Below are 23,034 nucleotides of genomic sequence, written 5' to 3' on the forward strand. Positions count from 1 at the left end.
GGACCTGACTACACGGCCTTCCACGACATTGAGGTCCGAGCGCTCACGACGTCTACTTGCGCCAGATTGTCACCTCAGTCTCGAAGCGAGGACTTGTGAGAAACCCATCTCCTGGCTCAATCTCGAGAACTTTGATGAATACAATCCTGTCACCTCGCGTCCGGTAACAGAACTGAGTCCCCACGTCTGCCGGTATCGACTTCAGTGCATGGGTAGATATCCGGTCAACACATTGCCGCTTCGACGGCGGCGTCCGCGACTCCCAGAGTGCCGCATTATCGTACACATGATAGGTGCCCGTGACGTCCTGATGCAGGTTTCCACCGCTATTCCGTGGTGGAATGACGTCAAAATTAACATAGTTGCCCATATTGAAATGATTACTCCAGAGCACCTCCGAGCTACCGGTCTCAGCGGGAGGACTGGGCTGCGATGGGTCCTGGGCAGGCTCGGTCATCACTGCGGTGAAGGGCGTCGATGACGCTGGCGCCTCTGTGGAGGAGATCTGCTGGGCGAGCAGAGTGGCTCCCGCGCCTATAACGGCTGCTACCACCGTGGCACACCCGGTTGTGCGCCAGAATCTACTCGTACTGGACACGCCCACTACAGCACCTCCGGATCGCACCGAACCCTCGGCATGATCACAGGCTGGCTGCCGCGTGTGTGATGATTGGAGAAACTCGTTTGCAACTGCGAACGCTCGCTCGGCTCGGCCTGGCTGGGCTCTCCCTAGCGATCGATGATCGCTTGTCCGTCAGTTGTGACCGCTTCTCAGCACACGAGCCGCGGCGTGAGGCCGTCCAGCGTGGCCGAGCGCGTCTCGCCAAATCTGTCGCGCCCACTGGCCGACTGGTCATATGGTCCGCGCGCCGTAGCGGTGCAACACCAGCGACGACCCATCAAGCCGACGTGTCTCGAGCAGCCGCAGCGGCGTCGGGGGGCCGGAGAACACCGGGACGCCGTCGCCGAGCAACTTCGGCCCGACGAGCAGGTGCAACTCGCTGACGAGGCCCGCGGTGAGCAGATCATTCCAGACGGTCCTGCTGCCGAATACCAGAATCTCCATGCCCTCCGCGGCGAGCATCTCCCGTACCGTCGTGTGGGCCTTGGCCCGCGGGACCACTGTGGTCGTCGCGGACCAGGGCTCCTCCTCGCCGATCATGAGCGAGTCGGAGATGACGACCTGGCGGGCCGCGTTGTGTTCGCGGGAGATCTCGCGCTCGAGCTCGTCGGCGCTCGGATCGTCGGCCTTGCCGGGCCAGTGGCCGCGGAACATCTCGTACGACGTGCGGCCGGTGAGCTCGGTATCCGCGGCGCGGAGCCGTTCGAGCCCATACGCGTTGAAGCCCTCGTCAAACGGGAGCGCGGTCAGGTCTCCGCCGGGCCCGGCGGAGAAGCCGTCGAGGGAGACGATGGAGCAGACCACAAGCGTGCGCATCGGGTGTCCTTCTTCAGCCGGTGGATGTAGATCGGGGACGGAGCAGGTAGGCAATATCCGACAGGTCCGGGCTGGATCGCGGCTAGATCGTGTTGTAATTCATGTTCGAGGCCGCCTCGCCGTCGACAGGGGAAGCCCTGGACGCTCCTGGGGCGGGTTGACCAGCAAGATCCATCTCGCGGTCGACGGACGCGGCGTACGAATGTCGATCATCCTCACAGCCGCGCAAGCCGGTGACAACCCGCACCTGCTACCACTGCTCGACCAGATCAGCGTCGGCCGCAACGGACCCGGCCGGCCCCGGACCCGACCACAGCGGTCACAGCCATTCCAAGATCGTTAATCATGGTGTGCGGCCGGGTCGGTCGTGCTCGGTGGCCACGAGGTTCCGGCGCGCGCTCGCGTCAGCCGATCTGTTCGGCCAGGGCGACGGAGCGCGCCCGAAACCGCCGACCTCGTCGCCCGCCGCAGAACGGGCGAGAGCCTCGAAGCCCCCTTCTACACCAGCAAGAACGTGTTCGACCTCGACGTGGCCGCGATATTCGCGCAGCACTGGCTCTTCGCCGCCACGGACGCGGAGCTTCCCGAGCCCGGCGACTACGTCACGGTTGCCATCGGGACGTACTCGATCATCATTGTCCGAGATGACGACGGTGACGTACGGGCCTTCCACAACGTCTGCAGGCACCGCGGTGCGCGTATCCTGAACGACGAGCGCGGTTCGGTGGGCAACATCGTCTGCGGATACCACAAATGGACCTACGGCGTCGACGGAGAGCTGCGGTATGCCGAATCCCAGGCACCCGGCTTCGATCCGTCGTGCTTCTCGCTGAAATCGGTGCACGCTCGCACGCTTGCCGGTCTCATCTTCATCTGCCTCGCCGACGAGCCGCCCGCCGATTTCGCCGACGTCGCCGCGCGCATCGAGCCCTACCTGGCGCCGCACCGCCTGCAGCAGGCGAAGGTGGCCGCCCAGGTCGACCTCGTCGAGAACGGCAACTGGAAACTCGCCATGGAGAACAACCGGGAGTGCTACCACTGCAGCGGCCACCCGGAGCTCCAGTGCTCCCTGTTCCCCATCTACGGCTACTCCGAATCCGACCTCCCGCCCGTGCTGCGACCGGCGTACGAGCGCTACCTGCACGCCGACGCAGAGGCCCGCACGACCTACGAGGAGCTGGGCCTCCCCTACGCCGCGATCGAGGAGCTCGACACCCGCCCGACCGGCTTCCGCATCCAGCGTGAGCCACTCGACCTCGCCGGGGAATCCTTCACGGCGGACGGGACGGCGGCCTGCAAGCGCCTGCTCGCAGACTTCCCCACGGCACGCTTGGGTCGCCTGACCCTGCACCTGCAGCCCAATTCGTGGTTCCACGTGCTGGCCGACCACGCGATCTGCTTCTCGGCGATTCCGATCGCGCCGGACAGGACGCTGGTGCGGACCACATGGCTCGTCCACCAGGACGCCGTCGAAGGCGTCGACTACGACCTGGGCACCCTGACCAAGGTGTGGACCGCCACCAACGACCAGGACGCGACCCTGGTCGCGCGCGCACAGTTGGGGGTCGGCAGTCCGGCCTACGTGCCGGGCCCGTACAGCCCGACCGAGCTCCAGGTCGAGGCGTTCTGCAACTGGTACACCATGCGGTTGCGCGAGCACCTGTGGCGATGACCGAAATGCTCCTCACCTGCAAGCAGGTCCACACCATCACGGCCGACGTCAGGACGTTCGTGTTCGAGGTCGCCGGTTCCGAGCAGCTCCGGTTCGACGCCGGCCAGTACCTCACCGTGACCACCGAGCCCGACGGCATTCCGGTGACGCGGTGCTACACCATCTCCTCCCCGCCCACCCGCCCCCGACGGATCGCGATCACGGTGAAGCGGGTGCCAGGCGGGCTGGTGTCGAACTGGTTGCACGACCACCTCACCCCCGGCGGAACACTGCGGGCGAGCGGACCACAGGGGCAGTTCTCCGTGGCCCGTCATCCAGCACCGAAGTACCTGTTCCTGTCCGGCGGCAGCGGCGTGACGCCGTCGATGTCGATGACCAGAACGCTCTACGACCTGGCAGATCCGGCCGATGTGCTGTTCGTGCACAGTGCCCGCACGCCCGACGACATCATCTTCCGCCGCGAGCTGGACCTGATCGCCGCCACCGTCCCGCACATCCGGGTGGTCCACGTCTGCGAAGAGAACGGGCCGGTCGAATCCTGGGGCGGGTACCGAGGCCGGCTGGACCTCGCGATGCTCCGCCAGATCGCACCCGACCTCCTCGAGCGTGAGATCTTCGCGTGCGGGCCTCCTGGCTACGTGGAGGCGGTGCGGCTCATGCTCCCCGCCGCGGGCTTCGACATGGCCCGCTACCACGAGGAGCTCTTCACCGTCCCAGCTCCCGCCCCTGCCAACAGCAACGGCGGCGGCTCCTTCAAGGTCGAGCTCACCCGCAGCGGGCGCACGATCGCGTGCGACTCCGAAACCGCGATTCTCACGGCTGCCGCCCAGGAGGGGATCACCCTCCCCGCCTCGTGCGCCCAGGGCATGTGCGGCACCTGCAAGACCACCTTGGTGGCCGGCACGGTCAACATGCGCCACAACGGAGGGATCCGTCCCCGCGAAATCGCCCAGAACAAGATCTTGCTCTGCTGCTCGACCCCGTTGGAAGACGTCGTCATCGACGCCTGAGGATGGCCCAGCGGTCAGGCCGGAGAGCACGACCAGCACGAACTCAGCCCGCGGTGTGGACGCTGGGACGCATCGAGGATGCGGTGCGAACACCCAACCTGGCGCCGAGTCCGGCCAGGGCCGATCGGGACAGCCGCCGGTACTGTCGTCTTCGTGCCGCTCGTCCCCTCGCGCTCCAGGCTCCGATGACGCGGTCGTCGGTCCTCGCGAGGTTGATGCGGTCGGCCAGGTCCAGTATCGGCCTCGTCGTCGTCGGCGCCGCCGTCCTCGTCTCGGCGCTGTGTCACCTCGGCCTGCTCCAGGCCGGCGGTTCCGAGCACGAGGCCGCGCACTCGCGCACACCCGCGTCGATCAGCGTCTCGGAGAGCGGCCACGTGCCAGCTCTGGACAGCGAGACGGACGGCGACGGCGAGCACTCGTGCCACAGCGAGCGATCCACAGCAGCACATCCCCAGGCTCCAGCTCTCACCACGATCGCGAAGCCGGCCGGGTTCGGCAGCGTGACGAACCCGGCTACCAACGCGTCGTCGCCGCGCGTCGCCGACGGACCTGGTCTGTCCGGCCCAGCGCAACACGCCCTTTGCGTGCTGCGCACATAGAGACGAAGCCGCCGAGAGCCGCGCTTCGCCTGCCGTCGGTACGGCGCTGCCCGGTTCCGGCGAGACCCCTCGTCTCGTCCACGTCGCACGTCCAGAGGACCGATCAGCATGCCCGGTACAGACGACCGCAGTCCCGGAAGTATCGAAGATCTCGCGCTGTCGTGGGGCCTCAGCCCCGAGCAAGCACGCAAAGTCGCGGCGATTGCCGTCGCGCTCGCCGCGGGTTCATACCCCTACCCCGTCAATGACGACCTTCCCCAGCGGCGCGGAACCGTGCCCCGACTCCCGGAGCAACGTGCGGCGCCCAGCGCCGACAGCATCGGAGATGAGGCAACGGCCCGCGAACCCGATGCAGAACTGACGCTGTGACGTTGCAGCGCGTCAGTGGAGGCAACGTTCAGCTGCGACCCGTCCGGTCGCTGGCTCATGCGCCTGCAGGCCGAGCAGATTCACGAGGAGCTGGTGGCGGCTTCCTGCGCGGGTTCGAGGCCGGCCACGAGGTTGAACGAGCCGGTGAGCTGGTTCAGGGCGACGAGCCCGACGACATCGGCGATGGCGCGGTCGCTCCAGCCGTGCCGGCGCAGGTCGGCGATATCGGCGTCGGTGATCGAGGCGGGCTCGGTGAGGACGCGCACGGCGTGGGTGAGCAGTGCGGCTTCGCGGGCGTCCGTCGCGGTCGCCTGGCGGGCGAGCTCGATGTCGGTGTCGGTCAGGCCTGCTGCGCGCCCTGCTGCGGTGTGCGCGGCCAGGCAGAGTGCGCATCCGATCCATTCCTGGACGGCGAGGGAGATCTTCTCGCTCAGCGGCCGCGGCACGGACGAGCGCTTCATGGCGCGGGAGAGCTGGAGGTAGCCCTGGAGCAGGGCGGGTGAGTGCGCCATGGTGCGGACCATCGGCCCGGCGTCGCCGTGACGGTCGATGATGTCGGCGAGCAGCGCGCGTGCGCCGGACGGTGCCTGCTCGGGGTCGAGAGCGCGGAGGCGGGGCATCCGAGGTTCCTTTCGGCTGTCGCTCGGGTGGTCGGTTCAGCGGCAGGTGTTTTGTGCCGGCCTCGTGGTGCGGTCGGCCGGTCGGGCGGCGATCGCGGCGAGCGCGCAGCCCAGCAGGCAGCGCACGATGCGGTGTGTGGTCGGTGAGCGCAACAGCGCGGCGCCGTGGGTGCGGATCGGAGGCATTGGCTCTCCTGAGGTGGAGGGGCGGCACCGCACCGCGGTGCGGTGCCGCCCCGAGATCGGACGGGTGCTGGCGTCGGAGCGGGCTATCGGGCCGCTCGCTCGGTTGCCGGGCCCGCCGCCGCGACGCGCCGCTGGCCCCGGCCGCGCAGCGTGATCGCGGCGAGCAGCCCGCCCGCGGCGGCGATGCCCGCGGCGCCGAGGAACGCGGTCGAGAAGCCGGTGGTGAGCGCCTCGACGTCGCCGACGCGGCCGGCACCGGTGGCCGCCGCAAGGGCGGTCATCGCGGCCAGGCCGAGCGCGGAGCCGATCTGATAGCCGGTGTTCACGATGCCGGAGGCCAGGCCACCCTCCTCGGGCCGAGCCGACGAGATGGCGGTTCCCAGTGACGGGATGAACGCCAGTGCCATCCCGGCCGCGGCGACCAGCGACGGGCCGAGCACGTCGGCGGTGAACGACCCGGCGGGATCGACGGCCGCCAACCAGGCGAGGCCGGCGGCGAGCACGAGCAGCCCAGCCACCGTCAGCGACTTCGGCCCGAACCGGCCGACCAGCCGCGGAACGATCCCGACCATCAACGCCATGATCGCGATCGTCATCGGCAGCAGCGCGGCGCCGGATGCGAACGCCCCGAAGCCGAGCACCTGCTGCAGATACAGGTTCAGGAAGAACCACATCGGGATCCACGCCGCACCCAGCAGCAGCTGCGCCAGATTCGCGGCGCCCAGGTCCGGGGTCCGGAAGATGCCCAGCCGCACCAGCGGCGCGCCGCTGCGAGCCTGGATCAGCAGGAACGCCGCTAGCAGCACGACCGCCGCGGCCAGCACGCCGATCGTCGAACCCGACGACCATCCCACCTCGGGCGCGCGCACCACGCCGAACACCCCGAGTCCCAGACCGGCGGTCACGGTCAGCGCGCCGGCCAGGTCGACTCGACCGGCGGTCGGCGGCGCGGCCGGGAGCAGCACCGGGACCAGCGCAAGCGTCGCGGCCGCGATCGGCACGTAGAGCCAGAAGATGAACGGCCACGACAGCCACTCCGTGATCACACCGCCGAGGAACACACCAGCGGTGCCACCTGCCGGGGCCGCGGCGCCATAGAGCGCGAGGGCGGTCGTGAGCTCGCGCGGGGATCCACCGAAGAGGATCATGAGGAGGGTCAGAGCGGCCGGGGCGATGAGCGCGGCGCCCACACCCTGCACGGCCCGGCCGGCCAGCTCGACCCATGCCGTCGTGGCGACGGCGGCGAGCACCGAGCCTGCCAGCAGGATCGCCCACCCGGTCGCGAAGACGCGCCGCGCCCCGAACAGGTCCGACAGGCGTCCGCCGAGCAGCAGCAGCCCGCCGAAGGCGACGACGTAGGCGTTGAACACCCAGGACAGGTCGGCCTGGGAGAACCCGAGGTCCGCCTGCATGTGCGGCAGGGCGACCCCGATGATCGACGTATCCATGATCACCATGAACTGTGCGAGGGCGATGAGGCCGAGGGCCCACCACCGACGGGGGTGAGGCGTCACAACGAGCTCCCTTGAATACGGCCGGGGGGTATCTGACAGAGGCATGCTTACACCCCCTAGGGGTATCACCATACGATACCCAGGTATGGCATGTATCACGTTGCGCCCGTCGACCCGGCGTGCCAACTTCTCTCCGCACGGATACCCCTACAGGGTATGAATCCCGAGGAGTTCAGATGAGCACCACCGTCACCACCCACGACAACCACCACGACACCGCGTACGCGCTGGCGCCGGAGACAGCCCGGCTGAGCGCGGAGGTGGCGACCGAGTTCCGGTTCCGCATCCTGCAGTCCGACGGTGCGCCGGTGGTCTCGTTCGCCGAGGTCCACGAGAAGCAGGTGCACCTGATCGTGGTGCGGCGAGACCTCACCGGCTACTGGCACCTGCACCCAAGCGCGGACGGCGACGGCGTCTGGACCGTGTTGCTGCCGGTGCTGGAACCGGGGGACTACCGGGTGTTCGCGGACTTCTCGCCCGCGGAATCGGAGGAGTCGTTCACGATCAGCGCCGACCTGGCCGTCGACGGCGAGGGCGTGGCCCGGGAATTGCCGGCCCCGGCAACCAGGTTCGCGATCGGGGACTACGCGGTCGAGCTGACCGGGTCATTGGTGCCCGGCCGGCCGAGCCGGCTCGCCTTCTCGGTACGCCGCTCCGGGCAACCGGTGACCGATCTGCAGCCCTACCTCGGCGCCTACGGCCACCTGGTGGCCGTGCATGCCGCTGATCTGGCCTACGTCCACGTGCACCCGGACGGCTCGCCCGGCGACGGTGCCACCGCGGCGGGCCCCGACGTCACCTTCCACGCCCATGTCGCCGACCCCGGCGCCTACCGGCTGTTCCTGGATTTCCAGCACGGCGACACCGTCCGCACCGCGGCGTTCACCCTCGTCGCCGACTGATCCTCGGAGGTCTCGATGCCCTGTTGCTGCTGTTCCCGCCCACCACGTGCACCACCGATTTCTCTCCTTATAAGGAGTTGTTCCCCATGCGTAAGATGCCATTGGCCGTCTGGGCCCTGGTAATAGCGTCCTTCGCGATGGGCGCCGACGAGTTCATCGTCGCCGGTGTCGTCGAGGACATCGCCGCCGCGCTCGACACCACGATCGGCGCGGTCGGGCTGTTCGAAACCGCCTACGCACTCGGCGTCGCCATCGGCGCCCCGCTGTTCGCCGCCTTCGGCGGCACGGTGTCCCGCCGCACCATGCTGCTCACCTCCGCCGGGATCTTCCTGCTCGGCAACCTCATCTCACTCCTCGGCCCGGACTACGGCTGGATCATGACCGGCCGGATCGTCGCCGCGCTCGCGCACGGCGCGTTCTTCGGCATCGCCGCGGTCTTCGCCGCCGAGCTCGTGTCCGCGAAGCTGAAGGGCCGCGCAATCGCGACCGTCTTCGCCGGCGCCACCGCCGCGACCATCCTCGGCGCCCCGATCGGCGCCGCCGTCGGCCGGGCACTGGGCTGGCGGGCGACCTTCGGCACGCTCGTGCTGTTCGGCGCAATCGCCATGGTCGGGCTGCTGTTCCTGCTCCCACGGGGACTCGGCCGGGCCAAGGTCCGGGAGGTCGCACCCCAGCACGATCAGGCACATCAGCACGGGCACGACCACCAGCACGGGCACAGCGGCGACGAGGCCGAGCTCGACGCGCACGCCAAGATGCACATGGGCAGCGGCGGCGGCTCCGCACCGCTGAAGGCCCAGCTCCGCGCGCTACGCCGACCGTCGGTCCTCATCGGACTGGTCACGACCCTGTTCGGCTACGGCGGGGTGTTCACCAGCTACGTCTACCTCGAGCCACAGCTGACCGAGGCCACCGGACTCGGCGACGGGTGGGTCACGCCGATGTTCCTGCTGTTCGGTGTCGGCCTGTTCATCGGCAACCAGCTCGGCGGCCGGCTCGCCGACCGCAACGTGCGGCGGGCGCTCGTCGGCACCGTCGCCGGCCTGACAGTGATGCTGTTCGCGATGAGCCTGCTCATCCACAACCCGGTCACCGCGATCATCGGCGTGCTGCTGTACGGGGTCGCCGCGTTCTCCGTGGTCGCACCGCTGCAGATGTGGGTGATGACCAAGGCGGGCGACGCACCGGACATCGCCTCGGCGGCCAACATCTCCGCGTTCACCCTCGGCTCGGCGCTGGGCATCTGGCTCGGCGGCGCCGCCATCGACAGCGGCCTCGGCGCGGCCTCGGTGAACTGGGTCGGGGGCGTCATCAGCGGCATCGGGCTGCTGCTGGCGCTGTCCGCCCTGTGGCTGGACCGGATCACCCCGCCCCAGCCGTTCGAAGCTCAACCCGCTCCGCTCACCCACCACCACTGATCACCGAGGGGCGGGCACCCGTCGAGCCGGGCGCCCGCCCCTTGTTGCCCGTTATGAAGGGGTGATCCTGTCCGCCACCATGGCGTGCCGGCGCAGGCCGCCGGCGATGGTGTCTGCCACAGGTGCAGCAGGAACTATGCGTCCAGTTCCGGCTGGCCTTCGGCCACGGTGGCGAAATCGGGTTCGAGAACCATCAGCGCGATGGACGTCCTGGCCTCGATCTGCAGCGCCTCCCAGGCCCGGATGAGCGGCGGTGCGCTCACGGCGCGAGGGGGAAGGCCAGACGCGGGATCCACGTGCGCCAGACCTCTGCGAGCCGCCCGTTGACGATGACGGCGTCGAGCGCGGCGCTGATGCGGTCGCGCAGATCCGGGCGCTCCTTGGCCACCCCGACGCCCCAGCGGTTGCGGGTCGCGACGGTGAACCCGACCTCCAGTTCCGGGTCGTCGTCGAACGGGGCGAGCACGACGTCGTCGTCCACCACGGCGTCGACCTCGCCGCGCCGCAGCGCCTGGACCATGTCCCCGAAGACGTCGTCGCTCGCTCCGTCGAACGGTACGGGTACGGCTCCGTCGAAGGTCTTCGCCAACGCCAGGTTTGCGCTGGCGTCGATCGCCGCGACCCGGAGCCCGCGCAGGGACGCGGCATCGGTCCGGCCGCTGCCGCGCGGCACGAGGACCGCCTCGTCGAAGATCGCGTATGGAGTCGTGAAGTCGACCTGGGCCTCGCGCTCGGGGATGATCCCCTGCCCGCACCAGACTGCGTCGGCCCTCCCCTGCTGTACCGCCGGGATCATGTCCCCCCACGGGAGGATCACCCACTGAACGGAGACACCGAGCTCGGCGGCGACGAGGCCGGCCGCGGCGGGCTCGTAGCCGTGGCGGGAGCCGTCCGGTCGCGCCAGGCCGAACAGCGGCGGCGCGTCCGAGTCCATGCATGCCAGGCGCAGCGTTCCGGTCACGAGAGCACCTCGGGGCTTCGGTTCTCGGGTCCGAAGGCCACGGGCAGCGCGACGAAGCCGGTGTTGCCGGACATGGGTAGCGCTCTGACCTCGCCGTCGAGGCGCGGATGGCGCAGGCGGCGGGCCAGCAGCGGCAGCGCGACGCTCATGTCGCTGCGCGCCACGAAGTGGCCGAGGCAGTGGTGGACCCCGCCACCGAAGGCGAAGTGCGGGGCCCGCTTCGCGGTGATGTCGAACGCCGGCTCCGGTAGGGCCAGCGGGTCCGTGCCGGCTGACTCGGTGAACAGGTGCACGGTCGTCCCAGCCGGGATGTGCACGCCCTGGAACTCGAAGTCCACCGCGGCCTCCCGGGTGACCCAGGTCGTGGTCGGGTTGACCCGCATGATCTCCTCGACCGCCGCGCGTCCGAGATCGGGGCGCTCCGCGAGCAGCTCCCACTGGTCCGGGTACCGCAGGAAGGTGTGCAGCGCGAGCCCGAGCTGGTTGCGCGTCGTGTCCATGGCAGCGAAGATCAGCAGGACGATCGCGTTGCGCAGCTCCGCATCGCTCAGCCGGTCGTCGTCGCGATGCGCGAGCACGAGGCGCGAGACGAAGTCGTCGCCCGGGTTCGCCATCCGGTCCCGGATCAGGTCCCCGGCGTAACCGTACAGTCCGTCCAGCGCCGCGTGGATCGTGTCGATGTCCTGCCGGATCGTCACCGCGAGGGCCAGGCCGATGTCGTTCGACCAGGCCGAGATGGTGCGCCACTCCGACTCCGGGATGCCCAGCATGATCGCGAGAACCCGCGCCGCGTAGGGCTCGGCGAACTGCGTCATGAACTCGCACCGCCCCGCCTCCGCGAACTCGTCGACGAGCTCGTCAGCGAGCGCCTGGAACCGCGGTACGAACCGCTCGATCAGCTTCGGGGAGAACGCGGGAATGAGCAGCCTGCGGATGCGGTGGTGGTCCTCGCCCTCGAGGTTGAGCAGCGAATCGGACCACCAGTGGGCGAACGCCCCACCGATGACACCGTTGCGCTCCGGCCACTTCGCGCTCCCCTGGACGAGGCGGCGGTCTTTGAGCAGCTTGCTCACCTCGTCGTAGCGCAGGACGGCGAGCCCGTAGTTGGTGCGCGCGTACCAGCCGACCTGCCGGGCGGCTCTGACCTCGTCGGACTGGACGGAGAACGCCGGGTCCGCCACGTCGAAGTAGGGCACGTCGGCGCGCGTGGTCATCGCGACGTCCCCTGTGCCGCGGCGTGAATCGGGCCGGCGTCCGCGTCGACCTGCGGGAGCGTCTCGTGGGGCACGACATGGGTCATGGCCGTTCCTCCTGGTCCTGGATCGACTCCGGATCCGGACGGCGGCGCACGTGCCGTCCGCCGATCCCGACCCGGCCGACGCGAACGATCGTTCCTGACGTGACCCGGGTCTCGATGTGGACCATACGCAACACCAGTAGACGTTGTCCATCGTCAGTCAACACGGCGCCTGGCCTTGGATCACCCCCTGGCGCCGAGGGACTTCACCGCGAGGAACTGGATCGGCAGCGAGATGAGATCGCCGGGACCGTGCGCGACCTCGCCCACGAACTGCAGGGCGTCGCCGGCTTCGAGCACGTAGCGCCCGGCCCCGCAGCAGTACTCCATCTTGCCGCTGATCATGAAGATGAGCTCGGCGCCGGCGTGCTGGTAGAGCGGGAACGCGTCGGCGCGCTCGGTGAGCGTCACGAGCATCGGCTCGAGGTAGTCGTGCGGCGCGCGCATCGTCCCCAGCGACTGGTAGAGCTGGCCGTGCGCGGAGTTGCGGTGGTGGATCACCAGACCGCCCCCGGCCTTCACGTGGATGACGTCCTGCTCCTCCGACAGACCCCGGAAGAACGCCGTGACCGGGACCGACAGCGCCTCCGACAGGCGAGCGAGCGTGCCGAGGCTCGGCGACGACTGCGCGTTCTCGATCTTGGAAAGCATGCTCTTCGACAGTCCGCACTCATCGGCGAGCCGGCCGACGGTCCAACCGTGACGCAGCCGCATCTCCCGTACGCGCTCGGCGATCACCGTCGCGAGTGACTCCTCGACCCCGACACGTGGCCGCTCCCCCGCGACCTCCGCCTCCTCCGCGCTCATCCATTCTGTGGCCACGGCTCGCTCCACGATGTTGCGCAGGCTCTCGGGCCCGCGGGGACGGCGGGCCTGCCCCGCCGGCACCAACGCTAGTCGACGCAGGCCGCGAACAGGGCCACTGCCCGTGTCGTGAAGCTGGACGCGGTTTACCGCCACGTCCATGATCATCGAAAACCGGGAAAATCATCGCGGGGTCGCCTCGATCCGCGATCGAGGCAACCCCGCGATGATCCGGCTTGCCGGTCGGGCTGGGTGCGTCGGGCGCCCCCCCCCGACGATCCACCTCCTCAGGAGGCGAGCAACTGGCCGATGATGATCATGAGGACACCCCCTGCCAGCACCAGGTACGGCAGCAGGCTCACCGGCCAACGCTGGGACGTGACGGCACCCTCCGTGGTGGTTTCGACGACGCTGGCAGCAACAGCGTCGGCGCTGGCAGCACTCGTCTCCGCGGTCGGGTCGGCACCATCGGCACTCGGACTCGCGTCGGAAGCGCCGTCGGCGGTCGGGGCGGCGGGGTCGGCGGCAGTCGCGTCAGCAGCATCATCGGCGGTCATGTCAGCAGCACCATCGGCAGCTTCGTCAGCGGTCACGTCGGCAGCGCCATCGGCACTCGGACTCGTGTCCGCAGCGCCGTCGGCGGTCGTGTCGACGGGGCCGTCGACGGCCACCTCGACAGTCGTGCCAGCAGCGCCACCGGCGGCCGCCACAACAGTCTTACCAGCGCCGCCACCGGCACTCGGACTCGTGTCCGCAGCGCCATCGGCAGCCGCGTCAGCGGTCACGTCGGCAGCATCGTCGGCGGCGTCGGCGGTCGCGTCGGCGGTCGTGTCGGCGGTCGTGTCGGCGGTCGTGTCGGCGGTCGTGTCGGCGGTCGTGTCGGCAGGGTCGTCGACGGCCACCTCGACAGCGTCATTCGCAGCGTCATCAGCGGCCGCATCGGCAGCACCATCAGCGGTCGCTTCCGCAGCACCATCAGCGGTCGCTTCCGCAGCACCATCAGCGGTCGCTTCCGCAGCACCATCAGCGGTCGCTTCCGCAGCACCATCAGCGGTCGCTTCCGCAGCACCATCAGCGGTCGCTTCCGCAGCACCATCAGCGGTCGCTTCCGCAGCACCATCAGCGGTCGCTTCCGCAGCACCATCAGCGGTCGCTTCCGCAGCACCATCAGCGGTCGCTTCCGCAGCACCATCAGCGGTCGCTTCCGCAGCACCATCAGCGGTCGCTTCCGCAGCACCATCAGCGGTCGCTTCCGCAGCACCATCAGCGGTCGCTTCCGCAGCACCATCAGCGGTCGCTTCCGCAGCACCATCAGCCGCGCCCGCAGCGCCGTCGGCGGTCTTGTCCGCAGCGCCGTCGGCGGTCTTGTCCGCAACGCCCTCGGCGGTCTTGTCCGCAACGCCCTCGGCGGTCTTGTCCGCAGCGCCCTCGGCGGTCGCATCGGCAGCCGCGTCCGCAGCGCCATCGGTGGTCACCTCGACAGCCGCGACGGCGGTCGCGGCGGCGTTCTTGTCAGCAGCGCCATCGGCGGTCGCCACGACAGCCGTGTCGGTGATGCTGTCGGCGTACATCGACTCCGGAAACTCTCCCTTGTCCTGGACGTAGTGCCGGTAGGCGAAGACCGGGATGACGAGCGCGGCGAAGACGAGCCCGGTGATCAGTGCGCCCTGACCCCACACGTTCGCACCCCAGCCGAGCAGCAAGGCGTTCACGAACGCGAGGACCGCCCCCGCCCCGATGAGGAAGGTCGGCGCCCGCCACGGCCGCGGCACGTCGGGGTTGTCCCTGCGGTGCAGCCAGCCGGCGTTCAGGTTGAGGAAGTTGAAGATCATGTAGCAGACCGTGGACGCGGCGAGCACGAACACGTAGTCGCTCATCAGCAGCAGAACGAGGTTGAAGCCGAGGTCGGTCCACATCGCTCGCGCCGGAGCGCCGTGCTGGTTGGCCTTGCCGAGGTAGCGCGGCAGCCACCCGTCGACCGAACCCTGGTACAGCGTCCGGGAACTGCCCGCCATCGTCGTCATGACGGACAGCAGGAGAGCCAGGATCAGCATGACGACCAGCAGGCTGCCGACGACCGCGCCGCCACCGATCATCTCCACCATGGCCGCCGCTACCCCGCTGCCGGCGACGATGTCGTCCTCCACCAGCCGGTCCAGGCCGAGCACGCCCAGGAACGTGAAGGGCACCAGCACATAGATCACCAGGCAGACGAAGCCCGAGGAGAAGATCGCCCGCGGCGTGTCGCGGCCGGGGTCCTTGAACTCCCGCGTGTAGCAAACCGCGGTCTCGAACGCGTAGGCCGACCAGGCAGCCAGGAACAAGCCGCCGGCGAAGAGGGTCCAGCCCTCGCCGTTCCAGGCGCCCGAGATCGGTGCGAAGGGGGCGAAGTTGGTCGACACGACGTCGCCGGTGAGCACCGGGACGACACCGACGACGAGCAGCGGCACCAGCACGGCGATGCCGATGATCGTCTGCACCCTGGCCGTCCGCAGCACGCCGTGGTGCTGGAGCACGAACACGAGCAGCAGGAGGGCCGCCGCGATCACGAACTGCGCGTTGACCCGCAGTTCGAGCCCTTCCTTCAACGCGCCGAGGTCGACCAGACTCAGCGACCAGGTGTTGATCACGGAGTCGGCCGGGAACAGTGCGGTGATCAGGTAGCCGGCCCCGAGCCCCGAGCCGATCGCGAGCACCGGCGACCAGGCCAGCCAGTTGCACCACACCGAGATGGGGGCGATGAACTTCGAGTACGGCGCCCAGGCCATCGCCCCGTAGACCGATGCCCCGCCCGACTTGTGCGGGTACATGCCGGCGATCTCGGCGAAGACGGCGCTCTGGATCAGTCCGAACGCCACCGACACCGTCCACACCAGCACCGACGGGGTTCCCACGGTCGCCGCGATCGTGCCGATCGAGGTCAGGACCAGGGCAGGTACGCCGCTCGCGATCCAGAACGCTCCGGTCCAGCTGATCGATCGCTGGAGCCCAGGATCGTCCGGCGGGGTGGTTCGGTCGAGCTTTTGAGGAACTACACGCTCGGCTGTATCAGCCATTCAGGGTCTCCTTGTCGAGCAATTCATGCGTCTGGCGATGCCGGAGCGGGAGGACTGCACATCGGCTGGTCCAGCCTGCGAGGGCCCCCGGCCGTCGAACTCCATGGACGAGCCGCCCTATGCGCCGATCGGCCTAGGGCAGGATGTCGAGGTATTCCTTGACGTCCCAATCGCTGACGGTGGCGCAGTAGCGCTCCCATTCGTCGCGCTTGTAGTGCATGAAGACCCGGTACATGTCGCCCGGCAGCGCGCTGCGGATGACCTCGTCGGCCTCGAGCGCGGCCAGTGCGTCGCCGAGCGTCATCGGAATCTTGCGGACCTGTTTCCCCTCCGCCATCGCGTCGTAGATGTTGCGCTCCTCCGGGGGGCCGGGGTCGAGGTTGCGCCGGATGCCGTCGCCCATCGCCTTGATCAGCCCGGCCATGGACAGGTACGGGTTGACCGAGGAGTCCACCGAGCGGTACTCGAACCGGTCCGGCGAGCTGACACGCAGCGCCGTCGTGCGGTTCTGGAAGCCCCAGTCCGCGTAGAGCGGCGCCCAGAATCCGGTGTCCCAGAACCGCCGGTAGGAGTTGACCGTCGGCGCGGTGAGGCAGGTGAGCCCGTTGAGGTGCTCCAGCACGCCCCCGATCGCTGCCAACCCCAGCTTGCTCGGCATCCGCGGGCTGTCCCCGTCGGGCAGGAACACGTTCTCGGCACCGTCGGCACTGCCGTCATCGCCCTGCCACAGCGAGATGTTGTGGTGGCAGCCGTTGGCCGACACGCCCATGAACGGCTTGGGCATGAAGCACGGGAACGCCCCGAACTCGCGGCCGACCTGCTTGCAGATCTGCCGGTAGGTGGTGAGCCGGTCGGCGGTGTACTCGGCCCGGTCGAACTGCCAGTTGAGCTCCAACTGGCCCGGCGCGTCCTCGTGATCGCCCTGGATCATGTCCAGCCCCATCGCCGTGCCGTACTCCATCACCCGATGGATCAGCGGCTGCAGCTCGGAGAACTGGTCGATGTGGTAGCAGTACGGCTTGGTCATGCCCTCGACCGACGGACTACCGTCCGGATTCTGCTTGAGCCACATCATCTCCGGCTCGGTACCGGCCCGCAGGTGCAACCCGGTCTCGGCCTCGAACTCGGCATGGATCCGCTTCAGGTTGCCCCGGCAGTCCGAACTCAAGAACGCGCCCGGGTCCTCTTCCTCCTCCTTGCCGCGGAACAGCGTGCAGAACACCCGCGCCGTCTTGCGGTCCCATGGCAGCACGCAGAAGGTCTCCACATCCGGCAACCCGACGAGCTCGCGGGACTCCGGACCGTAACCGATGTAGTCCCCGTGCCGGTCGGTGAACAAGTTCGCGGTTGCCCCGTAAACGAGCTGGAAGCCATTGTTCGCGAACCGCTCCCAGTGCGCCGCCGGAGCACCCTTACCCACGATCCGGCCCGTCACCGAGACGAACTGGTAGTAGATGTATGTGACGTCGGATTCGTCGATCAGACGACGGACGCGAGCGATCTCGTCCGCGCGTCCGTCCTGTGCCAGGAACTGCTCGAGATCGGTTACCATCAGAACCCCCCTGCTTGCGTTGGCTGATGTGGTGCGGGCCCACCCCGTTCGGGGGGAGCAAACTTGGTGGAAGCGGGAAACGTGGCGGACGCTACGATCGACTTCGCTCAGTGCACGCGCAGCTCATGTTCGATCTCGGCGAGGGAGAGGTCGCTGCCGGTCTCGCGGACCGGGCCGGTGAACCAATGCCGGGCGGACAGCAGGTACCAGCCACCGAAGAGGATCAGTGCTCCGCCCACGGTCAACGGGGCGTAGTTGACGAGCTCCCAGTCGAAGTCCTCGGCCCCGGGAACGCCCTGGGGCGAGACCGGCAGGAGGAACAGGACGCAGATCAGCACGATCCAGGCGACCGCCAGCGGGGAAATCCACCGATAGTGCTTGCCGAGGCTCCAGGCGCCGGGCTCGAACGAGGCACCCGCGCGGATACGCAGGAAGATCGGCAGGCCGAAGGCGATGCTGAGGCCGATGACCGCGATCGAGGTGGCCACCACGTACGCCACCGCGATGAACAGGCTCGGCACCATGATCAACCACGACAGGACCCCCACGGCGATCACCGCGTTGATCGGGGCTCGGCTGGGCGAGACCTTGCGCCAGAGCCGGGAGCCGGGAATCGCGCCGTCGCGGGAGAACGCGAACATCATCCGGGACGCCGCCTGGAGCGACGACGTGCCGCAGAAGAACTGCCCGACCAGGACGATGAACAGCAGGAACGCGGTCCACTGCTCGTTGAGCGCTGTGGTGAAGATGTAAGGGATCGCATCCACACCCGCATCGAGCGTGCCCTGGACATCGGGAATGGCGAAGGTGATCGCGAGCAGCAGGAAGAACCCGAAGATCCCGGAAACGACGACGGCCGACACCATTCCCGTGGCCACGGATCGAGACGCGTTCTGAGTCTCCTCGCTCAGGTGGGCCGAGGCGTCGTACCCGGTGATGGTCCAGGCCGACATGAGAAGTCCGAGACCGAAGACGTACCAGAACCCGATTCCGTCTCCGGAGAAGCCGGAGTTGTTCAGCGTCTCGGTGAATACGAACGCGACCGATTGGTGGCGGGGCACGATTGCCAGCACCAGCACGATGAGGCCCACGCCGACCATGCCCCACAACGCGGCGAGCGAGTTGAGCAGGCTCAGGATGTTGATGTTGAGCAGGTTCAGCAGGACGTGCAGCACAACGATCACGGTGAAGACGATGAAGATCGTGGACGACTCGGTGTCGATCAGATCGGGGAACAGCAGGTTGAGCAGGGCGGTGGTGACCACCCCGCCGCCGTAGTCGATCCCGGCGGTGACCGAGATCTGACCGACCAGGTTGAACCAGCCGGTGAACCATCCCCATGCCGGACCGCCGAGCCTGGAGGCCCAGAAGTACAGCGCACCGGCCGTCGGCATCGACGAGGCGATCTCGGCCATCGCCATCGCGACCAGGGTCGTGAAGACGCTGACCAGCACCCAGCCCCACACGATCGCGACCGGACCTCCATTGTTCAACGCCTGGTAGTACGTGGTCACGCAGCCGGCGGCGACCACCGAGATGATGGAGAACGAGATGGCGAAGTTGGAGAACGTGCCCATCTTTCGATGCAGCACCTGCCGATACCCGAGATAGTGCAGGAGAACTTCGTCCGACTGCTGTACCGGGTGGCGATGCTTGGGCGGCATGTTGACTCCTCGTACCTGGTGATCGACCATTGCGGCCCTGCGCAGAAGTTCGAGGGCCGGCACATCCTGCGAGACGTTCTTCGAGCTCACGAGAACAGCCGCACCGTGGGGCGGGCGGCAGCGGCCGAGAGGAGCGGCCGAGATCAGAGATCAGGGGCCGTAGGTGTCCTCCTGGAGCAACCCGTGCGCCACCCCGACGTCGAGGAGGGCCATGGTGTGGGAATGCCTGGCGCCGAGGGTCGCCTCGGCGTCGTCCACCGTCGCCGCGAGCATCCGGTGAGCGGAGGCGACGTCGCCGGCGGCGGCAAGTGCAAGCGCCAGGTTCATCCGTGCACTGAGCGTGTCGCTGTGGGTGGAGCCGAGCGTGCGGGAGCGCTGCACGACGACCTGCTTGGCCAGCGCGATCGCAGTGTCGGCATCACCGGTCAGCCGGTGAGCCGCGGCTAGCGCACTGCGCGCGATGAGGGTGTCCGGATGGTCGTCACCGAGCACTCGAACCCGATCCGAAACGTTGTTGAGGATGAGTTTCAGGCCCTTGCGCCGGTGCCCCGCGGCGAAGCAGGCGACAGCGAGGTTGCCCGCCACCGTCATGGTGCCGGGATGATCGGGACCGAGCGCGGAGCGGCAGACGCCCAGGGCCTGCTCGAGTAGCGGAACGGACTCGTCGTAGCGGCCCGCTTCGAACATCTCGGCAGCGGTCATATTGATCGCTGCGGCCTCCCACACCATCGGCAGCGCCACTGGGGGCAGCTGGGGTGCGCCGTGTGTCTGACGGTAGGGCCTCGGCTGATCGTGATCTCTCGACCGCATCCGGCCGTCAACCCCCTCAGTCGACATGCGCACGTCGAGCGAAACCAGCCGTCCATTGAGGAGCGCGACGCTAGCACACGGTCAACTCTGAGTAGTCGAGGATCGACAGTGTGCCTGCGTACGGGTGCATCGCCTGCCCTCGAATGGGTCCTCCCCGTTACGAAGGGAGTCGATCTCGGCCAACTCCGCGCCACCTACGTGTACTGCTCTGCGAGCAGGACAACGGCCTGGCGGGGCTGTGACCAGGCCCGAAGCCGACACGGCAGGACGGGCGCCGAAGCCGATCAGCCCGTTCACGTCTTCAACATCGCACAGGTCCGCGAGCAGGGAGCTGAACCGCCCGACGTCGATCGGCATCGGCCAGAACTCGGCGACCGTCGCGCCGAACCGGACGAGAACGCCTACGGGATCGGAAGGTCTGTGCGGGCGAGCGCCAGGGCGGTCGGTCGTGCCTTGCCACGATCGACCCGGACGATCCCACCGGGATTTCACACACGAGCTCGGGGAGCTGAGCTCGTAGGTGCGCAGTCCCCCTCAGCTGCGGGAGCGTGGCTTCGATGGCCCGCTGCACGTCGAGCGTATGCATCGACTCTGCCTGGGCCGGACCGGATCGCGGCACCGCCCCAGATTCCTGGGGTCGGTCGCGGCCTCGAAGATCGACTCGCGGGAGATGCGCGGCTTGGTGCCCCGACGACGGCTGAAAGCCCCACGCGCGCCGGGGCTCCAGCCGCGCGGGCGCGGTGAGGTCGGATCGGTGGCGCCGCCGCCGAGCTATCGTCGCCCGGTGCGTGACCGTCCGACGATCTACGACGTCGCCCGCGAAGCCGGTGTCGCTGCCTCCACCGTCTCCCGCGCCTACTCCCGTCCCGGGCGGTCAACGCCGAGACGGCCCGGGCGATCTTCGCCGCAGCCGGGCGGATCGGCTACCGCACCACCAAGATCACCGGATCGGTCAGCAGACAGACCGGTGCCGTCGCCCTGATGGTCTCCGACATCACGAACCCGTTCTACGGCGAGATCATCAAAGGCGCCGAGGAGGCTGCCCGCCACGCCGGATACGCGCTGCTGCTCTCCGACACGTCCGAGACGGGCCAGGTCGAACGCGACATCGTCGATCGCACGATGGACCTGGTGGAAGGCGTGGTGCTGGGGAGCTCACGCATGAGCGACTCCGCGATCCGGATGATCGCCAAGCAGAAGCCGCTGGTCCTGCTGAACCGGCAGATCACCGAAACGTCCTGCATCGTCGCCGACAACCCACGGGGTGTCCGCCGGGCCGTCGAGCATCTCGCCACGCTCGGCCACACCACCATCACCTACGTCGCGGGACCTGCGGCGAGCTGGGCGGAGGGCATGCGGTGGCGGGCCCTCCGGGAGGCGGGTCATGAGCTTGAGCTGCGGATACGCCGGATCGACCCGAAGGACGACCCCACCATGCTCACCGGCTTCGACACCGCACGTCGGATCCTGGAGGAGGGCGCCACCGCGGTCCTCGCGTACAACGACGCACTGGCGATCGGCATCATCAAGGGCCTCAAGAAGCTGGACGTGCACGTACCCGACGACGTGAGCGTCGTCGGATTCGACAACGTGCTACTCACCGAGGTGGTGGATCCGGCTCTGACCACGGTCATGGCACCCATGCGCAAGGCGGGCGCGGCCGGCGTCGGCAACGTGCTGGCGCTCGCCTCCGGGGCACAGACGAGCGGCGAGACCCTCGTGCTCCCGATGACGCTCGTGGTGCGCGAGTCGACGGGACCACGCCGCGCCGCTCGGCGCTGACGGTTCGCTCGAGCTCGCTTCCGGCCGTCAGACAGCGACCCCGGCCCGTCCCCGCTCCTGTGCGCGCAGCCGCGCACGCTCCGCGCGCCGTTCCTGCTGCCGGTCGGGATCGGCGACCGGTGACGCGAGCAGGAGGCGCCGGGTGTACGAATGCTCGGGATCGACGGTGACGCGCTGGGCGGGTCCGTGCTCGACGATCTCACCCCGGTACATCACCGCGACGTCGTGGCTGACGTGCCGCACGACGTCGATGTCGTGCGAGATGAACAGGTACGCAACTCCTGTGTCCCGCTGGACCTGCAGGAGCAGGTCGAGCACCCGCGCCTGCGTGGTGAGGTCGAGGGCGCTCACCGGCTCGTCGCACACGATGAGCTTCGGCTGCAGCGCCAGCGCGCGGGCGATCGCGACGCGCTGGCGCTGGCCGCCGGAGAACTCCCGCGGCAGTCGGTGCACGGCGTCCTGCGGCAGGCCGACCCGGTCGAGCAGCTCCATGATCCGCGCTCGCGCCGCCTGTGCGCTCACGCCCTGAACCGTGAGCGGCTCGGCCAGGATCTCTCCGATCTCCATCGCGGGATTGAGCGAGCTGTACGGATCCTGGAACACCACCTGTAGGTCGCGGCTCAGCCTGCGACGCTGGGCACGCCCGGCGTGCGAGATGTCCTCGCCTGCGAAGGTGATCCGGCCTGCGGTCACCGGCGCCAGACCGAGCAGTGCACGGCCGAGGGTCGTCTTGCCCGAACCGGATTCGCCGACCAGCCCGAGGGTCTGGCCGGCGTCGACCGCGACCGAGACGCCGCCCAACGCCCGGAACGGCTTCGCCCGGAACCGCTTCGGGCGGTACTCGACCACGAGGTCTTCGACGGAGAGGAGACGCTCGCCCATCATCGAGAAAGCTCCGAGGAAGCTCCCGGCTTCAGCCGTGGGGAGGAATCGGAGTGCCGTTCAGGCGTTGCGCTGGTTGGCGAGGCACTGCTTGACGATCTCCAATGGGGCTCCGCCGAGGGTGGCGACGAAGTAGGAGTTCGTCCAGAGGGTCGGGATGCGGGACCGGACGGCCGGGAACTCTTGGCGGATGTACCGCGACGAGCGAGCCTTGATCTGCTTGACCAGACGGTGGATGCCGTACTGCGGGTCGCGCGACACGAGCAGGTGCACATGGTCGGGCATCGTCTCCAGTTCGATGATGCGTGCGTCGCGCTCGGCGCACACGTCGCGGATGATCTGTTGGAGCCGGTCGTCAACGGCGCCCTCGATGACCTTGCGCTGATATTTCGGGCACCACACGACGTGGTATGTGCAGCGGTAGACGACGTTGTTGTTCGACCGGCCGCTGGATGCGGTACCGCGCGGGTCGCACAACACGGAATTGTCGGGGGTGCA

The 23,034-nt window shown here is 68.6% G+C and carries 22 protein-coding genes and 1 pseudogene; 9 read left to right on the forward strand and 14 right to left on the reverse strand.

Annotation, left to right across the window (positions count from 1 at the left end; translation table 11 throughout):
- Window positions 1-853: 853 nt before the first annotated feature.
- Window positions 854-1,438 carry a dihydrofolate reductase family protein gene (locus K1T35_RS35605; protein ID WP_220256121.1) on the reverse strand — a complete coding sequence of 195 codons (585 nt, stop codon included), beginning with the start codon at window positions 1,436-1,438 and terminating at the stop codon, window positions 854-856.
- A 139-nt stretch (window positions 1,439-1,577) separates the two neighbouring features.
- On the opposite strand from K1T35_RS35605, the pseudogene K1T35_RS49380 reads away from it, so the two are divergent.
- The 5 genes and pseudogenes from K1T35_RS49380 to K1T35_RS35625 form a co-directional block, all read left to right on the forward strand.
- A pseudogene (locus tag K1T35_RS49380) lies at window positions 1,578-1,703 on the forward strand (IS5/IS1182 family transposase); the annotation flags it as partial.
- A 249-nt stretch (window positions 1,704-1,952) separates the two neighbouring features.
- Complete coding sequence (locus tag K1T35_RS35610) at window positions 1,953-3,110, forward strand: aromatic ring-hydroxylating dioxygenase subunit alpha (RefSeq protein WP_255621084.1); 1,158 nt, start codon at window positions 1,953-1,955, stop codon at window positions 3,108-3,110.
- Window positions 3,107-4,120 carry a hybrid-cluster NAD(P)-dependent oxidoreductase gene (locus K1T35_RS35615; RefSeq protein ID WP_220256123.1) on the forward strand — a complete coding sequence of 338 codons (1,014 nt, stop codon included), beginning with the start codon at window positions 3,107-3,109 and terminating at the stop codon, window positions 4,118-4,120. The genes K1T35_RS35610 and K1T35_RS35615 overlap by 4 nt, the downstream gene beginning before the upstream one ends.
- A 215-nt stretch (window positions 4,121-4,335) precedes the next feature.
- Entirely contained in the window at window positions 4,336-4,719 is a 384-nt protein-coding gene (locus K1T35_RS35620; RefSeq protein WP_220256124.1) for a hypothetical protein, read from the forward strand.
- Window positions 4,720-4,827: 108 nt separating this feature from the next.
- Complete coding sequence (locus K1T35_RS35625; RefSeq protein WP_220256125.1) at window positions 4,828-5,088, forward strand: hypothetical protein; 261 nt, start codon at window positions 4,828-4,830, stop codon at window positions 5,086-5,088.
- Window positions 5,089-5,168: 80 nt separating this feature from the next.
- Here K1T35_RS35625 and K1T35_RS35630 read toward each other — a convergent pair whose 3' ends face one another.
- The 3 genes from K1T35_RS35630 to K1T35_RS35640 all read right to left on the reverse strand — a co-directional run bounded on the left by K1T35_RS35630 (window position 5,169) and on the right by K1T35_RS35640 (window position 7,408).
- Window positions 5,169-5,708: a carboxymuconolactone decarboxylase family protein gene (locus K1T35_RS35630; protein WP_220256126.1), complete on the reverse strand. Its 540-nt coding sequence runs from the start codon at window positions 5,706-5,708 to the stop codon at window positions 5,169-5,171.
- A gap of 36 nt (window positions 5,709-5,744) precedes the next feature.
- The gene (locus K1T35_RS35635) at window positions 5,745-5,894 is read right to left on the reverse strand and encodes a hypothetical protein (protein ID WP_220256127.1); all 150 of its coding nucleotides are present in this window, start codon (window positions 5,892-5,894) and stop codon (window positions 5,745-5,747) included.
- Window positions 5,895-5,977: 83 nt separating this feature from the next.
- On the reverse strand, window positions 5,978-7,408 hold the full coding sequence (locus tag K1T35_RS35640) for an MFS transporter (RefSeq protein WP_255621085.1): 1,431 nt from the start codon (window positions 7,406-7,408) through the stop codon (window positions 5,978-5,980).
- 176 nt (window positions 7,409-7,584) lie between these two features.
- On the opposite strand from K1T35_RS35640, the gene K1T35_RS35645 reads away from it, so the two are divergent.
- Window positions 7,585-8,310 carry a hypothetical protein gene (locus tag K1T35_RS35645; RefSeq protein WP_220256129.1) on the forward strand — a complete coding sequence of 242 codons (726 nt, stop codon included), beginning with the start codon at window positions 7,585-7,587 and terminating at the stop codon, window positions 8,308-8,310.
- A 95-nt stretch (window positions 8,311-8,405) separates the two neighbouring features.
- A complete protein-coding gene (locus tag K1T35_RS35650) occupies window positions 8,406-9,728 on the forward strand; it encodes an MFS transporter (RefSeq protein ID WP_255622714.1) in 1,323 nt (440 codons plus the stop codon).
- A 134-nt stretch (window positions 9,729-9,862) separates the two neighbouring features.
- On the opposite strand, the gene K1T35_RS49385 is transcribed toward K1T35_RS35650, so the two are convergent.
- The 8 genes from K1T35_RS49385 to K1T35_RS35685 all read right to left on the reverse strand — a co-directional run bounded on the left by K1T35_RS49385 (window position 9,863) and on the right by K1T35_RS35685 (window position 19,803).
- Entirely contained in the window at window positions 9,863-9,991 is a 129-nt protein-coding gene (locus tag K1T35_RS49385; protein WP_255621086.1) for a hypothetical protein, read from the reverse strand.
- Window positions 9,988-10,689 (reverse strand): ABC transporter substrate-binding protein, encoded by a 702-nt coding sequence (locus K1T35_RS35655; protein WP_220256131.1) that lies wholly within the window; start codon window positions 10,687-10,689, stop codon window positions 9,988-9,990. The genes K1T35_RS49385 and K1T35_RS35655 overlap by 4 nt, the downstream gene beginning before the upstream one ends.
- Window positions 10,686-11,903: a cytochrome P450 gene (locus K1T35_RS35660; protein WP_220256132.1), complete on the reverse strand. Its 1,218-nt coding sequence runs from the start codon at window positions 11,901-11,903 to the stop codon at window positions 10,686-10,688. The genes K1T35_RS35655 and K1T35_RS35660 overlap by 4 nt, the downstream gene beginning before the upstream one ends.
- A 266-nt stretch (window positions 11,904-12,169) precedes the next feature.
- Complete coding sequence (locus tag K1T35_RS35665) at window positions 12,170-12,808, reverse strand: helix-turn-helix domain-containing protein (RefSeq protein ID WP_220256133.1); 639 nt, start codon at window positions 12,806-12,808, stop codon at window positions 12,170-12,172.
- A 269-nt stretch (window positions 12,809-13,077) separates the two neighbouring features.
- Entirely contained in the window at window positions 13,078-15,846 is a 2,769-nt protein-coding gene (locus K1T35_RS35670; protein WP_220256134.1) for an APC family permease, read from the reverse strand.
- A 133-nt stretch (window positions 15,847-15,979) separates the two neighbouring features.
- Window positions 15,980-17,398 carry a glutamine synthetase family protein gene (locus K1T35_RS35675; protein ID WP_220256135.1) on the reverse strand — a complete coding sequence of 473 codons (1,419 nt, stop codon included), beginning with the start codon at window positions 17,396-17,398 and terminating at the stop codon, window positions 15,980-15,982.
- A 107-nt stretch (window positions 17,399-17,505) separates the two neighbouring features.
- Window positions 17,506-19,062 (reverse strand): amino acid permease, encoded by a 1,557-nt coding sequence (locus tag K1T35_RS35680; protein WP_220256136.1) that lies wholly within the window; start codon window positions 19,060-19,062, stop codon window positions 17,506-17,508.
- 150 nt (window positions 19,063-19,212) lie between these two features.
- Window positions 19,213-19,803, reverse strand: a complete 591-nt coding sequence (locus tag K1T35_RS35685) for a tetratricopeptide repeat protein (RefSeq protein ID WP_220256137.1) — start codon at window positions 19,801-19,803, stop codon at window positions 19,213-19,215.
- Window positions 19,804-20,542: 739 nt separating this feature from the next.
- Between K1T35_RS35685 and K1T35_RS49915 the strand changes: the two genes are divergently transcribed.
- Window positions 20,543-20,854, forward strand: a complete 312-nt coding sequence (locus tag K1T35_RS49915; protein WP_370645531.1) for a LacI family DNA-binding transcriptional regulator — start codon at window positions 20,543-20,545, stop codon at window positions 20,852-20,854.
- On the forward strand, window positions 20,851-21,654 hold the full coding sequence (locus tag K1T35_RS35695) for a LacI family DNA-binding transcriptional regulator (RefSeq protein WP_255622716.1): 804 nt from the start codon (window positions 20,851-20,853) through the stop codon (window positions 21,652-21,654). The genes K1T35_RS49915 and K1T35_RS35695 overlap by 4 nt, the downstream gene beginning before the upstream one ends.
- 27 nt (window positions 21,655-21,681) lie before the next feature.
- On the opposite strand, the gene K1T35_RS35700 is transcribed toward K1T35_RS35695, so the two are convergent.
- Together K1T35_RS35700 and tnpA are read right to left on the reverse strand one after the other, a co-directional pair.
- The gene (locus tag K1T35_RS35700; RefSeq protein ID WP_220256140.1) at window positions 21,682-22,536 is read right to left on the reverse strand and encodes an ATP-binding cassette domain-containing protein; all 855 of its coding nucleotides are present in this window, start codon (window positions 22,534-22,536) and stop codon (window positions 21,682-21,684) included.
- 60 nt (window positions 22,537-22,596) lie between these two features.
- Window positions 22,597-23,013: an IS200/IS605 family transposase gene (gene tnpA / locus K1T35_RS35705; protein ID WP_220256141.1), complete on the reverse strand. Its 417-nt coding sequence runs from the start codon at window positions 23,011-23,013 to the stop codon at window positions 22,597-22,599.
- Between the last annotated feature and the right edge of the window lie 21 nt (window positions 23,014-23,034).

This window comes from Pseudonocardia sp. DSM 110487, assembly GCF_019468565.1.
Taxonomy (GTDB): domain Bacteria; phylum Actinomycetota; class Actinomycetes; order Mycobacteriales; family Pseudonocardiaceae; genus Pseudonocardia.

What these genes read in the sequence shown, in the direction of transcription:
- K1T35_RS35605 (WP_220256121.1), bottom strand. Translation starts at nt 1,438, where the DNA reads ATGCGCACGCTTGTGGTCTGCTCCATCGTCTCCCTCGACGGCTTCTCC.
- K1T35_RS35615 (WP_220256123.1), top strand. Translation starts at nt 3,107, where the DNA reads ATGACCGAAATGCTCCTCACCTGCAAGCAGGTCCACACCATCACGGCC.
- K1T35_RS35620 (WP_220256124.1), top strand. Translation starts at nt 4,336, where the DNA reads ATGCGGTCGGCCAGGTCCAGTATCGGCCTCGTCGTCGTCGGCGCCGCC.
- K1T35_RS35625 (WP_220256125.1), top strand. Translation starts at nt 4,828, where the DNA reads ATGCCCGGTACAGACGACCGCAGTCCCGGAAGTATCGAAGATCTCGCG.
- K1T35_RS35630 (WP_220256126.1), bottom strand. Translation starts at nt 5,708, where the DNA reads ATGCCCCGCCTCCGCGCTCTCGACCCCGAGCAGGCACCGTCCGGCGCA.
- K1T35_RS35635 (WP_220256127.1), bottom strand. Translation starts at nt 5,894, where the DNA reads ATGCCTCCGATCCGCACCCACGGCGCCGCGCTGTTGCGCTCACCGACC.
- K1T35_RS35645 (WP_220256129.1), top strand. Translation starts at nt 7,585, where the DNA reads ATGAGCACCACCGTCACCACCCACGACAACCACCACGACACCGCGTAC.
- K1T35_RS35650 (WP_255622714.1), top strand. Translation starts at nt 8,406, where the DNA reads ATGCCATTGGCCGTCTGGGCCCTGGTAATAGCGTCCTTCGCGATGGGC.
- K1T35_RS35660 (WP_220256132.1), bottom strand. Translation starts at nt 11,903, where the DNA reads ATGACCACGCGCGCCGACGTGCCCTACTTCGACGTGGCGGACCCGGCG.
- K1T35_RS35670 (WP_220256134.1), bottom strand. Translation starts at nt 15,846, where the DNA reads ATGGCTGATACAGCCGAGCGTGTAGTTCCTCAAAAGCTCGACCGAACC.
- K1T35_RS35675 (WP_220256135.1), bottom strand. Translation starts at nt 17,398, where the DNA reads ATGGTAACCGATCTCGAGCAGTTCCTGGCACAGGACGGACGCGCGGAC.
- K1T35_RS35680 (WP_220256136.1), bottom strand. Translation starts at nt 19,062, where the DNA reads ATGCCGCCCAAGCATCGCCACCCGGTACAGCAGTCGGACGAAGTTCTC.
- K1T35_RS49915 (WP_370645531.1), top strand. Translation starts at nt 20,543, where the DNA reads ATGCGCGGCTTGGTGCCCCGACGACGGCTGAAAGCCCCACGCGCGCCG.
- K1T35_RS35700 (WP_220256140.1), bottom strand. Translation starts at nt 22,536, where the DNA reads ATGGGCGAGCGTCTCCTCTCCGTCGAAGACCTCGTGGTCGAGTACCGC.